Here is a 13,399-nt window from a genome sequence, read left to right as displayed (position 1 = left end):
TTCAGTTCCTCCTTTTTCTTTTAAAACCCGTCATCGTAATCGTCATCATCATCAAAATCAGTGGTGGCACTGGCGGAACCAGCACTTTCTGCTACAGGTTTGCCTTTTTGGACTTGCACAAAAATTAACGCAATAATTACGCCAAAGATGGCATACGTTACCATGGTAATTTCCAATGACTTAAAGACGATACTCATGAAGTATGCAAGGAAAAAGAAAACCAAGAAATCTTTTCGACCAATGACATAGACCGTTGTCGCAATCCCAATTGCGGCTAAACCACCACCGACTACTTCTAACACGTGAATCACAACGGTTCCTTCTAATGCTTTAATAATATCGGCAATGACTGGTGCCCCTAAATAAAGAGCAAAAAAGACTAATGGAACGAATAAAATAAATGAGGCAATCGTTGGATACCAGATAATTGAGCGGGCAATTTTTTTAGAATTTAGTTCAGCCACCGCACGATCGGTATACTTCCCTAAAAACGTGTTAATAAAGAAACGGAATTGATATAAATAACTTCCTAAAAGACCGACAGGAACCGCTACGGCGATAGCTGCTTCCGGCTTCAAATTCCCTAGCAACGCAACTGGCACAGCAATCGCTGCCGCAATTGATGGTTCTGCTGGCATAGAGCCACCTGGTGAAAAAACACCCATGTAAATCATTTGTAATGCTGCGGTGACAATCATCGCTTTCGGGACATCGCCCATCACTAAACCTGCTACTAACCCTGTCATTAAGGGCGAGAAACGCAACGTTAACGTTGCTCCTCCTCCAAGCCATCTGGACATAATTGCTGCCACCCAAAGCGCCATTATCAAACTTTGTAAAACACTTAACGTTTCCATAGTTCCTCCTTCTTATCCTTGGTTTTGGATATACTTTTCTAGCTCTTCAATCCCTTGACGTAAACGTTCTTCCGAAATCTCAATAGGAATTAAATGAACCTTTTCTTTTGAATCAATAAATTGAACCATTGCATCGAGTACTGCTTCTTCTTCTGGGTAAAGGCCCATTTGTCGTAACGACATGGGCAAGTTTAGCTCTTGATAAAAAGGGATTAATGCGTCTATGATGGCCCACCTTTTTTCCAATGCTAATTGATAGAAGATGCCGTAAGCTACTTTTTCGCCGTGTAAATAGTCATGACTTTTGGGTAAAAATTTACTCATAGCATCATGCATGGCGTGTGCTGCTGCATTGCGGGCGTATTTGTCACCGAAGCCGCCGACTAATCCGGAAACGGCGAAAACAATTTCTGAAAGATGGACAAATTCAGGCGTGAGTTTGCCCTCGTCCATCGCTGCTAAGGCTGCTTTTGAGTCCCGCATAATCGCTTCTTGCGAAAGCTTGGCGGTCGCTCCCGCTAATTGTAAAAAGGGTTCCCCTTGCAAATGGGCTTGGCGTAAAATGGTCTCTGATTCATACCATTTCGCTAACGTATCAGCTAAACCAGCGACAAAATAATCACGGGGTGCATCCAGAAGCAACTTAGGATCGGTGATTAAAAACGCAGCTTGGCGAAAGAAATGTTCCGTTTTGCCTTCGGCCGCGCCATTTTCTTGATACATCACAGCTAACGGTGTCCACGGCGCACAGTTACTAGCCAAAGTGGGGACCAAGCCAAAATTCAGATTGTTTAAATGGGCGCTGTAGCCCACTAAATCGGCTAACTTACCGCCGCCGACTCCCAGAAGAAAGTCAATCTGGTGTTCCTTTATTTGCTGTGAAATTTGTTCGGCGCCAAAATAACTACATTCTCCTGTGTAAGTGTGATAGAAGAATTGATACTCTGAATCTGCCAAGAATGGCAAAAATGGCTGAGCTTTTTCAAAGGATACGGTGCCATGCACCACCAAAATTCGTTGGGCGTGATATTCCTTGAAAAGTGACGGCACCGAAGCTAAGGCGCCTTCGTGGTAACGATAAAATTGCGGTCCAACTTTCACTTTTAAATCAGTTAACATGCTCCTCCTCCTTCTTAACTAACGTAACGACTGACTTCTTGCACTGCCCGTTGAGGTAAAATACCTTGCACCACGTCTTCCACATCTTGCACGCATTTTTCTCCCATCGCTTGCAGGCATTCCATGGTATAAGCGGAGGTGTGCGGCGTCATTACTACATTTTCAAACGCAAGATAAGGATGATTTTTCCGACCTGGTTCCTCTTCTAAAACATCTGTCCCAAGCCCAGCAATTTTGCCCGATTGCAAACCGGCAATCATGGCTTCTTCATCAATCAAGGCGCCTCGTGCGCTATTGGAAAGATAGACGCCATCTTTCATCTTGGCAATTTCCGCCGAGCCAATCATGTGATAACTTTCTTCAGTTAAATTGGCACATAAACAAATGATGTCAGCTGAAGCTAGCAACGTATCTAAGTCTACTTTTTTGGCTCCATAACTTTGCAGATAAGTGGCGGATTTATAGGGATCATACGCTAACACGTCACAGCGAAATCCGTTTCGTAACGTCTCCACGACACAACTTCCTGTGTTCCCAACACCAATGACACCCACAGTTTTGTTAAATAACGTCCGACCGACAAAATTCGCTCGTTTTTCCCATTGATCCGCTTTAACGCTGGCATCTGCAGCCACGGTTTGTCGTAAAACAGCTAGTAAATTTGTGACATTGTTTTCCGCCACGGCATCTCGTTCTACTAAAGCTGGGATGATGGAAACAATTGTGTCGTGCTGTTTTGCAGCGTCTAAATCGATGTTGTTATACCCAATACCATGGCGAGAAATCAGCAATAATTCATCTTTATGTTCAAAAAATTCTTTCGTGAAAAATGGCGTCACGCTAGCAATAATAATCGTATATCCTTGTAAACGTTCCGCTAACTCTTTGCCACCAATTTCACTGTCGACTGTAAAATGCTTCACGGTGCCTATCTTTTCTAAGCGCGTTAAGTGTTCAGGAAAAATTTGACCAAAACTACTGGAATTCACTATGGCAATTTTTTGTTTTTTTAACATGACTAAACTCCTTTACTGACTTTTTACGACTTCATGCCCGCCAAATCCTTGTCGCAAAGAAGCGACCACTTTGTTTGAAAAATGATTTGCTAGCATACTTTCATTTCGAGTAAATAAGGACAATGCCGTAGTTGGGACGGGCATCTCCAAACGCAATGCTTCTTCAATCATCCATTTGGCTTCGCCATTTGCTGCAACTTTCCCTTCTAGATTGGCTAACGTAGGATTTTCCGCAAAAACCTCTTTCGCTAAGCCCATCAAGCGAGCTTCAATAATCGAGCCGTGATTCCACACATCGGCTACTTTCTCCAACGCAAAATCATATTCGGCAGCTTCTAATAAATTGAATCCTTCTCCCATGGCTTGCATCATGACGTACTCAATCCCGTTATGCACCATTTTCAAATAGTGACCAGCTCCTGATTTTCCAGCATAAAGATACCCTTGTTCACAAGCTAAATCTTCAAAAAATGGGGTTAACGCCTTGACAGCTTCAGGCGCACCGCCAACCATTAAACACGCTCCTTCCCGCGCTCCTTTGATGCCACCAGAAGTACCACAATCAATAAAATAAATTCCTTTTTCCTTAGCAAGCTGAGCATTCGCAACACTATCATGAAAATTTGAATTGCCACTATCCACAATGATATCCTCTGGCGCTAATTGCTCTACCAATTCTGCCACTAATTGATTGGTAATCTGACCAGCGGGAGTACTTAAAAAAATCACCTTCCTTTTATTAAGCGCTTTCAATAATTCCGGCAACGAATCTACAACGGAAAGACCCTGTTCTCTAGCAGCCGCTCTTGCTTCCTTTGTCACATCAAAGCCAATAATAGGCCAGCCTTGTTCGTGAACATTTAACGCCATGTTCAAACCCATTTTCCCAAGTCCAATAAAGCCAATGTCCATTTTTCTTTCACCTGCCTCTTTTGATACTTCAATCATAAAGGATAAAAAAAATAATGTAAACGATTACACTAATTAAAAAATATTTTTTATTTTTTAGCAAAAATCTTGCCTACTCAAAAGGTAAAACGTTTTTATTTTTAAGGAGCTTTCATACAAAAAACACAAGTAAATCTCTTGGTATCACGTTCTTTTTACTGGCTACTTTCTTTAGTTGAGAGAAGTCTTTTCAAGACCCCTTCATTTTTCAGAAAAAAGATTATTTATTTTTTTTGGCTTTTTTTAAAGAATTTCTTTTTTGTGGAGAAAAAGAGAAATTGTATTTGTCCTCTTTTTCCACTATAATCAGTCTATACCAGCAATGAAAAGGCATTCATTCTATTTTTAAAAAAATAAGATTGGAGGAACGTGTTAATGAAAAACCACTATTTGGATCAACGGATTCGGATCAAAAAACCGAATTTGAGCCTCACAGAAAAGAAAATTTCCGATTACTTTGTTCATTCTGAATCATTATTGACACAAATGACGTTAGAAAGTCTTGCCAACGAAATTGGCGTCTCCCAATCTTCCGTGTATCAATTTGTAAAAAAGATTGGCTATTCTGGGTTCCAAGAATTTAAAATTGATATCGCCAGGAATTCTAATTATCAGCCGACTTTTCAAAACGTCAATAGCGTGAATGGCGCCGATGATATTTCACCAGATGATGATAGTATTACGATTGCTAAAAAAGTCTTACAAGCCAATATTTATTCCCTCAGTAACGCCACACAGTTCTTAACAAAGGAGCTGTTAGATAACGTGTTGGCTTTGATGTACTCTGCCAAAACGCTTCATTTTTTTGGGCAAGGCGGGTCCTCGATTGTGGCTTTTGATAGTTTCCATAAATTCATTCGGACCAACTATCGGTGTAACTACATTTTTGATTACCACATGCAGTTAAGCTTTGTCACAAAATTAACCAGTGAAGATTGCGTGTTTATTTTTTCCCATTCAGGCAAAACCAAAGAATCAATCAACCTAGCACGACAAGTTAAAAAAACCAACGCAAAAATGATTACGTTAACCGGTAACAGCGGTTCAGAATTGGCAGGCTTGTCCGACGAAGCAATTATTGTCGTCACCGAAGAAGGCTTGTTTCGTGCGGAATCCTTGGCTTCACGGATTAGTTACTTAACGGTAATGGATATTTTATATACAAATACGATGTATCACAATTTTGATCAAAATGCCGATTCCTTGAAAAAAATCCGTGATAACATTAGCACGACTAAGACCGATCCGCATTACTTGTCGTAAAGATCTGAATGGTGCTTATTTTTGTAATATCGGTCCTCGCAAATTGGCTTTATACCGTGACTCTACATTTTATGAAGTAAGTGAGCTATCATGGAGGTATTTAAAGAGGTCGGGACAGAAGTGTTTAACTCCGAGAAATAAGAAGGAATTTCCGAAAATTGTTCTTTAATTTTTGGAGACCAAGTAGGTATTGTTCATCATCGAAACACTACGTTCTTCGTGATTCTCAACAATTTCGGCTTATTTCCGAAGGACCTTCAACTCTTAGAGCTTTAGCTCTTAGAAGTTGTTGAGATCGAAGCAACGCGTAGTGTTGCTTCTGTTCCCGCCGTTTATTAGTTTTTGAGCGTAGAGCAAAAATCCAAAGTGATTTTTGTCCCACGCTTTTTATCTTGTGGGTAAAAATAAGTTAGAAAAAAGAACTTGGGGGTTATGTCCAAGTTCTTTCTAAATCTTAAGACAATTAGTTAAATGCATGTGTTGTCTTAGCTTTATTTTAAATTTGCTTATTTCGTTCATTCCGTTACTTTAAATTGTTCGGACACATATTTAGCGTAAGTTTTATGTTTACTTACTAGCTCATCATGTTTTCCTGAACCAGTTACTTTCCCTTTTTCAACAAAGTAAATGCTATCCGCATCAACAATTGTCGACAATCTATGGGCAATAACCAATGTCGTTCGGCCCTTCATTAAATTGGACAATGCCTCTTGAACCTTCATCTCAGATTCTGAATCTAGGCTAGCAGTAGCTTCATCTAACATTAGAATCTTGGGATTCCGCAAGAATGCACGAGCAATTGCAATACGCTGTCTTTGCCCTCCAGAAATTTTAACGCCACGTTCACCGACTTCCGTATTCAATTTATCTGGCATTTCTTCTACAAATTTTCGCGCATATGCTAGTTCCAAGACATCCCATAGTTGTTCATCTGAGAAGTTTTCTGCTAAGCCATACGTTAGATTATCTCTGATTGTCCCTGCCATAATCGCAGAATCCTGTGATACAAAGCCGATTTGACGACGATAATCTGATAATTTGATATCTTTTATGTCAATATCTCCAAATTTAATTTGTCCTTCTGTAGGTTCATAAAACCTTTCAATTAAACTAAAAATCGTCGATTTCCCGCCACCTGATGGGCCAGCAAAAGCAATTACTTGGTTTGGCTGAGCAGTAAAAGAAATGTCTGTTAAGATAGGTTCCTCTGGTGCATCTTCATAAGAAAATTTTACATTTTTAACTGATAAAGTCTTTTCCGATAAATCAATATCTTGTCCACTTTCAAAGTCTTCAGGTTCTCTAGATAACAATTCTTGCACTCGTCGCGTTGATCCTGCTGCTTTAGCTACTTCAGAAAATAACGTCGCAATGATTGGCATGGCGCCAATAAGATTAAATAGATACATTAAGAAACTCATCAATGTTCCGATTGTCATCACACCAATGGCAATTCGATGCATCCCATATGCTAATAGCCCAAATACCATACTCATAAAGACCATCATCATAATTGGTTGCATAGATGCATCAAATATTGCTTCTTTTTTCCCTACATTAAATAACCGATCCACTTCATTTGCAGCACGAACCTGCGCCTGAGATTCAGCATTAGAAGTTTTGACTAAACGAATTTCACTCAACGTTTCAGTAGCAAGTCCGTTAAATTGACTCATAGCATCTTGGCGAATGTGACTAACTTTTGAACCAAATGCCATTACTGGAATCATACAAAGGATTACAACAGGAACAGCAATTACCATAGCAAGCGACATATGCCAATCCATTTTAATCATCATATATACCGTACCAATAACTGTAATCACACTGGCAACTGTTTGAGGAAAAGTAACGGCTAACAATTGCTTAACTTGATTAGTATCATTTACGACCCGGCTGGATATTTCACCCGCTTTAACAGAGTCAAAATAAGAAACTTTTAGAATAGTTAATTTATTCCATAAGCGTTTACGCATATTTTGGATGACATTTTCACCAAAAATACCTAAAATTGTGCCTCCTAATGCAGAAACGAGTGCTGAAAATATAAATAATCCAACAACTTTACCTAATAAACTATAATCTACTCCCTTTTGAAAATTATTGACTAAACTTGAAGCAAGTTTTGGAACGTACACTTGGATACTAGAAGAAATCACAAGAAATATCATCCCAATGCCAAGCAGTAAATAGTTAGGCTCTGTCATCTTGATTAAGCCTAAAAATTCTTTAAACGAAAATTTTGTTTTATCTGCTCGGATAGAATCATGACTATTTTTGCCGCCTCCACCTACTGCCATTATCTTCTCCGACCTCTCTTCCATCCTTCAAAGCCACCGTATTCACCGTTGAATTCACCAAATCTACCAAAGCCATCATGTCCCATCATCTGTTCTCTAGCTCTACCATATCTAGCTGATATTTTTCTGAAATGTTCCCAATTTTTATCGTCGCCAAAAATTGTTTCAATTTTATCTAAAAATTCTTCACTAGAAATATTCTTTTCTATACGTTCTAAATAATTATTTAAAGACTCTAGTTCTTCCTCTGAAAAGCCCTTAAACATTTCTTCATTAAATCCATTAGAAATATTTCCTTGAGTACTTAAACTTTCTCGTCCCTTATCAGTCAATACAACAAATGTGACCCGAGCATCTGATTCATTTTTGACTCGTTTAACTGCTTTAACAGACTCTAATTTTTTTATGATTTGTGTCACACTAGAAGGTTTTATATCTAAATATTCAGCGATTCTTCCAGCTGTTACATTTTCTTCAGAAGCAAGCAATTTTAACGTTTCAAAAGTGTTATCTGGTTTCTCCTCTATGCTAGAAGCAAAGATTAAGTAGGGTTGTTGAGCAATTTTTAATAGTTTATTTAAAATATCTGTTTTTTTCATAATTTCCTCCAAAAAATTTATTTAGTTTATATATAAGATAACGAACTAAATAGTAATCTATTTAGTTTACTTTGTCAACAACAAACTAATTATTTGCATGTAGATATAACCAAAATGAAAAATAGCATAAAGAAATTACCGATTTGTTTTATCGATTCATCTGTTCCTCTACTTAAAAATCTATTTGCCGATTCAATCATGAATACTAAAAAAACGCTTGGCACAAGCCAAGCGTTTTGATTCTCTCTTTACATCGAACCTTTAAAAACATCTTTATTCTTAGCAAAATAATCAACACCAGAGTAAATGGTGAAAATCAAGCAGGCATATAGCATGATTTGATCTAGTGGTAGATGAAGTGCTGAAAATGGAATGTTGTTAATGAACAGTAAAATAATTGCAACCATTTGGGTAGCTGTTTTTACTTTTCCCGGCCAAGCTGCGGCCATTACTTCGCCATGTTCGACTAATAACAACCGTAAACCAGTTACTGCCAATTCACGACAAACAATAATTGCTACAATCCAAGCGGGTACTTTGCCTTGACCAACTAAGACGATAAAAGCGGTCATCACTAGCATTTTGTCCGCTAATGGGTCCGCAAATTTTCCGAAGTTCGTCACCAAGCCTTGCGCACGGGCAATTTTGCCATCCAACCAGTCTGTAAAACTAGCAACTGCAAAAATAATCGCGCCCACTAATTGGGTAACGGCTAACGTTGTGTCGCCAAAACTAATCGTTCCCCAGTCCATTGGCACTGACACAATAATAATAAAAATCGGAATCATAAATATTCTTAAAACTGTTAATTTATTTGGTAAATTCACTTCAATTGCCCCTTCCTTCTCCTGTTCTATTTTACGTTATCTTGCTGGCAGTGTCACGAAAAAAAGAAAAGAATCTGGAATAATTGCCGTTTGACAGTTTATCCAGATTCTTCTTACACCATTTCTAACGATACGTAATCCCTAATGTAACATCCTTACGAATTAAAACTGGCGTTTTTTCCAGTGTTAAATCGGCGCCATCGACTTGAATGGCGACGTTATTTGAGGCGCCTAAAATCAGTGTTGCATTGGCGGCATTCGCAGGTAAAGCTGTTGTTTGGGTCTCTCCTGCTTGCAGGGTGTGTTGGTACGTATAGTTGCCATCGACCATCACGCCAATCCAGCAAGAGCCTTCAGTCCCTTTAAAGGTAATGTTGATTGGACTATTCGCATCTTTAACCGTTGCAGTTACTTGATTGTTGGCATCACTCACCACAGCCACAGCTGTTTTCTTCTCTGGTTCGCTTGAAGAAGACGGCGGTGTACTACTTTGTGTGCTACTTTCTGGGGCTTGACTTGATTCTTTGGGTTTTTCCACACTGGCACTAGTTGCCGGTGTTTGAATAATCGGTTCGGCTTTTTGATCTTGCCACATAATGTACAGCACCACGACCGCAATGGCTAAACCAATTAACGAAAAGGCAATGGCTGGTAAGTTCCGCAGTAACCAACTGGATTGCTTTTCTTCGTCATGCAATTGCTTACGTGATCCTTCAAGCTCTTCATACACTGGCTTGGGATCTTCGACAATTTCAGGCTCTTTGCCATCATAGATATCTACCAATTGATTGCCATCTAAGCCGACCGCACTTGCATATTGGCGGATAAACGCCCGCACATAAAAGGTGCCTGGTAAGGACTCAAAATCGTTTTGTTCAATAATTTCTAAATATCTTTTTTGAATTTTTGTCATTTGTTGCAGTTCATCAATTGAGATGTTCTTCTGCAATCTTGCTTCTTTTAGTGTTTCTCCAATATTTACGCTGGCCACTCGTCCATCTTCTCCAGTCTATTTTGTTAATTTATCGATTGTCTCATCAGTCTTTTTCAATTGCCAAGGGAAACATTCCCGTCCTTTAAGAATACCACAAAAGAAGCCAACTGAGGATAACAAAATTGAAAGATTTCAAAGATTTTTCTTTTTCTTAAACAGTTGGTTTATTGCTCGGTTTCTCCTTTAGGATACATGTAGAAACGGCTCAATCCTTCTTCACGAATCAAGGTCTCTGCTACTTGGCGGACGTCGGCTAATTGAATGCTTTCAATGACTTCAATCTTATCAAACAGCGTGGTTTCCCCAAACAATGATTGTGAAAATTGGTTAGCGATATACTCTAAAGAGTTTAAGGATTGGAAATATTTACCAATCATTTTTTTCTTCAATAAGGACAAATTTTCTTCCGTTAATTCTGGACTTGTTGTGGCAGATAATAAAATAGCTTCAATTCGTTCTGCTAAGACTTCTGGTTGCTCACTATCGCCGCCAATATCCGCAAAATGGAAACTGCGATCTAAATTAAAGTCATAACTAAAACTATCATCTAACAAGCCTTCATCATAAAGAGCCAAATAGTTTTGAGAGGTATTACCAAACAATAATTGTAATAACAAGTTCACGGTGACTTGATATTTCATTAAGTCACGACCCGTTGTTGGCACTTCATCTAAGCCTTTCAAGCCAACAAGCACTTTTGCCCGTGTGACTGCCATTTCAATGGCGCTCTCTTTGACAATGTCAGCAGCTGTTTCTTCAGGAAAATGCCGACGAATAGGTTGGGCGGCAGGAAACTCTTTCGCCGCTTGATTTTCACGAATGAAGGCCATTAACGCTTCAGGATCCATTTTCCCTACCACGAATAAGGTCATATTACTTGGATGATAAAACGTATTGTAACATGTATACAAATCTTCTGCGGTAATCTCCGCAATACTTGCCACTGTGCCGGCAATATCAATATGCAATGGATGCTTCGGATAAAGGTTGCCTAAAATCCCAAAGAACAAGCGCCAGTTAGGATCATCTAAATACATTTGAATTTCTTGTCCGATGATACCTTTTTCTTTTTCGACCGTTTCCTTCGTGAAATACGGCGATTGCACGAAATCAAGCAACGTTTCTAGATTTTGTGTCACTTGATCCGTCGTTGAAAACAAATAACTCGTTTTCGTAAAACTGGTAAAGGCATTCGCTGAAGCCCCTTGTTGCCCAAATTTTTGGAAGACATCGCCATCTTCTTTTTCAAACATTTTATGTTCTAAAAAGTGGGCGATTCCGTCAGGTACTTCAATCATTTCCTCTTGACCAATTGGCACGAACGTGTTGTCAATGGAACCATAATCGGTCGTAAACAAGCCATACGTTTTTTGGAAATCATTTTTCGGCAATAGGTAAACTTTTAAACCATTCGCCAGTGTTTCTCTATACAATGTTTCTTTAATTTGTGCATAGTCTTTTTTAATCATTTTCCGTTTCTCCGTTGCCAAAAATCTATAAATATTTCTAACCAACTATAAAAGTTATCAGATTTATGTTTATTTCCTGTTTCTACGTGCCCGATTTTGCTACTTGCTCGCTACTCTCGTTTGCTATAACACTCCGCAGGCGTTAATTCGGATACAACGAATCCTACATATCTACGTTTCTGTTTCAGTAGAAGCTCGTAGATTACGCACTATAACTTGCTAAATTCAGACTTGCATTATAATCTCTATCCGCTGTATATCCGCATTCTTCACAGTGATAGGTACGGTCAGACAGTTTTAAGTCTACTTTTTTGTGTCCACATTCGTGACACAATTTAGAACTTGGATAGAACTTATCAGCTTCCACTAATTCAATACCATAATCTTCACACTTGTACTGGAGTTGTCTTTTGAACTCGTAGAATTTTTGTTGTACAACTGATTTTGCTAAGTGCTTATTTTTCATCATGCCTTTTACATTCAAGGTTTCTACAACGATTTTCGATGGTTTGGTTTTCACTATCTCCGTTGTTGTTTGATGTAAATGGTTCTGACGAATATTCGCTAGTTTTCGATGTGTATGTCGAATTTCTCTTTCTAATTTATAGATGTTACAAGTTTTGGCGAATCGGTTTCCCTCCTTATTCATATCGTATTTTCGTGAGACTTTACGTTGTAACCGACGTAATCGTTTCTCAATCTTCTTTACTTTTCCTGTTTTATTAATATTCTTGTAGACTCTGCCATTAGAAACAATCGCTAAATCTTTGATACCTAGGTCAATTCCAATAATTTCACCTGTTAAGCTCTGCGCTGGTTGTACTTCATCAATGCCAACTGATACATACCAATACTTTCCATCAAAGCTAATTCGTGGATTAAAATACTTCGTATTCACCGGCAACTTTTCACTTGTCTTTACCCAACCAATTTTTTCAAGTAAGACCGATTTATGCTTTACTTTCAGTTTGATATTGTCATTATAAAAAGCTGGTTTCGACTTCTTTCTTGCCTTGAATCGTGGCTTTTCAGCCTTTAAACGACTTTTATCTGTCATACCATCAAACCACTTTTTATAGGCGTTACAAGCATCTTTTACGGCTTGTTTAGCAATATTATTGGATACATTGTTTAACCAAGCATACTTAGGACATTGCTTCATTTTTGTGATGTGCTTTCGTAAATCGTTGTTACTGATGAACTTTCCGCCAAACCGATGGTTCATTTCTTGCATTTTTAACGTCCAATTGAAAATCCATCGTGCAGTACCAGACGATTGCCATAGTTGCTTTTCTTGTTCTTCAGTCGGGCGCAACCTTACTTTTTTCGCTCGTATCATCTTCCATCAACTCCTTAATCATCTTCTTAGCTTTATTCGCTCGTTTTCCTTGTAATCGGCAACTAAAAACTGTGACAATCTGGATTAAGTCCTCGACTAGTTCCTGTTCCTCAATCTTTTCTGTATTGTCAATGATTTCTATTTCTGTACCATATTTATTACAAAGATTTTCAATAAGTTCATAACCAAATCGGATTAAACGGTCTTTGTACAGAATCACTACCTTGTTTATTTCGCCATTAGTAATTCTATTGATTAATTGATTTAATCCTTTTTTATTGTAGTTGATTCCACTACCAATATCTTGAATAATGTCAAATTGATACCCTCGTGCAATCATGTAAGTCTTGACGTTCTAAATCGTCTTTTTGCTTATTTGAACTTACTCTACAATAACCTATAGTTATCCGATTTGGTTTCTTTCTTCCAGCGATTCCTAAGAATTGATTTCGTTGTTCTTCAGATATAATAACGAGTGCCACCTTTCGAAACATGAGCAGGTTTCAATTCCCCTTTTTTATCCCAATTTCTCAATGTTTGTGGCGTTACACCTATTTGTTTTCCAAATTCCCCTATCGAATACATAGTCATGATCTTCACATCAACATGATTATCCCATATATCGATATTCATAATAATATATTTATAGATATTTATACATTATCATT

Annotated in this window: 11 protein-coding genes and 1 pseudogene; 1 reads left to right on the top strand and 11 read right to left on the bottom strand. The window is 38.4% G+C overall.

All coding sequences use genetic code 11. The features are described 5' to 3' along the window. Positions 1–20 precede the first annotated feature (20 nt). From AB3I34_RS10935 to gnd, 4 genes are read right to left on the bottom strand one after another with little or no spacing between them, the layout of a single operon-like run. Positions 21–857, bottom strand: coding sequence for a PTS sugar transporter subunit IIC (locus AB3I34_RS10935; protein WP_002354902.1), 837 nt, complete (start codon positions 855–857; stop codon positions 21–23). Positions 858–869: 12 nt separating this feature from the next. Beyond that, positions 870–1,976 (bottom strand): iron-containing alcohol dehydrogenase family protein, encoded by a 1,107-nt coding sequence (locus tag AB3I34_RS10930; RefSeq protein WP_002359028.1) that lies wholly within the window; start codon positions 1,974–1,976, stop codon positions 870–872. Positions 1,977–1,990: 14 nt separating this feature from the next. Further along, entirely contained in the window at positions 1,991–2,992 is a 1,002-nt protein-coding gene (locus AB3I34_RS10925) for a D-isomer specific 2-hydroxyacid dehydrogenase family protein (RefSeq protein WP_002375530.1), read from the bottom strand. Between the two features lie 12 nt (positions 2,993–3,004). Continuing rightward, a complete protein-coding gene (gnd, locus tag AB3I34_RS10920) occupies positions 3,005–3,940 on the bottom strand; it encodes a phosphogluconate dehydrogenase (NAD(+)-dependent, decarboxylating) (protein ID WP_002415649.1) in 936 nt (311 codons plus the stop codon). Positions 3,941–4,315: 375 nt separating this feature from the next. Here gnd and AB3I34_RS10915 point away from each other — a divergent pair, with 375 nt between their 5' ends. After that, positions 4,316–5,203 carry a MurR/RpiR family transcriptional regulator gene (locus tag AB3I34_RS10915; RefSeq protein WP_002383224.1) on the top strand — a complete coding sequence of 296 codons (888 nt, stop codon included), beginning with the start codon at positions 4,316–4,318 and terminating at the stop codon, positions 5,201–5,203. Positions 5,204–5,718: 515 nt separating this feature from the next. Here AB3I34_RS10915 and AB3I34_RS10910 read toward each other — a convergent pair. The 7 genes and pseudogenes from AB3I34_RS10910 to AB3I34_RS10880 all read right to left on the bottom strand — a co-directional run bounded on the left by AB3I34_RS10910 (position 5,719) and on the right by AB3I34_RS10880 (position 13,322). Next, positions 5,719–7,503, bottom strand: a complete 1,785-nt coding sequence (locus AB3I34_RS10910; protein ID WP_002370114.1) for an ABC transporter ATP-binding protein — start codon at positions 7,501–7,503, stop codon at positions 5,719–5,721. Beyond that, positions 7,503–8,102: a MarR family winged helix-turn-helix transcriptional regulator gene (locus AB3I34_RS10905; protein WP_002359022.1), complete on the bottom strand. Its 600-nt coding sequence runs from the start codon at positions 8,100–8,102 to the stop codon at positions 7,503–7,505. Before AB3I34_RS10905 ends, AB3I34_RS10910 begins: the two co-directional genes overlap by 1 nt. 248 nt (positions 8,103–8,350) lie before the next feature. Continuing rightward, positions 8,351–8,929 carry a CDP-diacylglycerol--glycerol-3-phosphate 3-phosphatidyltransferase gene (pgsA, locus tag AB3I34_RS10900; RefSeq protein ID WP_002365382.1) on the bottom strand — a complete coding sequence of 193 codons (579 nt, stop codon included), beginning with the start codon at positions 8,927–8,929 and terminating at the stop codon, positions 8,351–8,353. 124 nt (positions 8,930–9,053) lie between these two features. Beyond that, positions 9,054–9,920 (bottom strand): RodZ family helix-turn-helix domain-containing protein, encoded by an 867-nt coding sequence (locus tag AB3I34_RS10895; RefSeq protein WP_002415636.1) that lies wholly within the window; start codon positions 9,918–9,920, stop codon positions 9,054–9,056. 167 nt (positions 9,921–10,087) lie between these two features. Beyond that, positions 10,088–11,392, bottom strand: a complete 1,305-nt coding sequence (locus tag AB3I34_RS10890) for a pitrilysin family protein (RefSeq protein ID WP_002415635.1) — start codon at positions 11,390–11,392, stop codon at positions 10,088–10,090. 202 nt (positions 11,393–11,594) lie between these two features. Continuing rightward, positions 11,595–12,731: an RNA-guided endonuclease TnpB family protein gene (locus AB3I34_RS10885; RefSeq protein ID WP_002375521.1), complete on the bottom strand. Its 1,137-nt coding sequence runs from the start codon at positions 12,729–12,731 to the stop codon at positions 11,595–11,597. Next, positions 12,694–13,322 (bottom strand): annotated as a pseudogene (locus tag AB3I34_RS10880) (IS607 family transposase). Before AB3I34_RS10880 ends, AB3I34_RS10885 begins: the two are co-directional and overlap by 38 nt. Positions 13,323–13,399 lie beyond the last annotated feature (77 nt).

Origin of the sequence: Enterococcus sp. C102(2024) (assembly GCF_040888205.1) — a bacterium.
In the GTDB taxonomy this organism is placed as follows: Bacteria; Bacillota; Bacilli; order Lactobacillales; family Enterococcaceae; genus Enterococcus; species Enterococcus faecalis.
This window is presented reverse-complemented; position numbering and strand designations above follow the sequence as displayed.

Bases quoted from the DNA above. Each gene is read 5' to 3' on its own strand.
- AB3I34_RS10935 (WP_002354902.1), bottom strand. From the start codon at position 857: ATGGAAACGTTAAGTGTTTTACAAAGTTTGATAATGGCGCTTTGGGTG.
- AB3I34_RS10930 (WP_002359028.1), bottom strand. From the start codon at position 1,976: ATGTTAACTGATTTAAAAGTGAAAGTTGGACCGCAATTTTATCGTTAC.
- AB3I34_RS10925 (WP_002375530.1), bottom strand. From the start codon at position 2,992: ATGTTAAAAAAACAAAAAATTGCCATAGTGAATTCCAGTAGTTTTGGT.
- gnd (WP_002415649.1), bottom strand. From the start codon at position 3,940: ATGATTGAAGTATCAAAAGAGGCAGGTGAAAGAAAAATGGACATTGGC.
- AB3I34_RS10915 (WP_002383224.1), top strand. From the start codon at position 4,316: ATGAAAAACCACTATTTGGATCAACGGATTCGGATCAAAAAACCGAAT.
- AB3I34_RS10910 (WP_002370114.1), bottom strand. From the start codon at position 7,503: ATGGCAGTAGGTGGAGGCGGCAAAAATAGTCATGATTCTATCCGAGCA.
- AB3I34_RS10905 (WP_002359022.1), bottom strand. From the start codon at position 8,102: ATGAAAAAAACAGATATTTTAAATAAACTATTAAAAATTGCTCAACAA.
- AB3I34_RS10890 (WP_002415635.1), bottom strand. From the start codon at position 11,392: ATGATTAAAAAAGACTATGCACAAATTAAAGAAACATTGTATAGAGAA.
- AB3I34_RS10885 (WP_002375521.1), bottom strand. From the start codon at position 12,731: ATGATACGAGCGAAAAAAGTAAGGTTGCGCCCGACTGAAGAACAAGAA.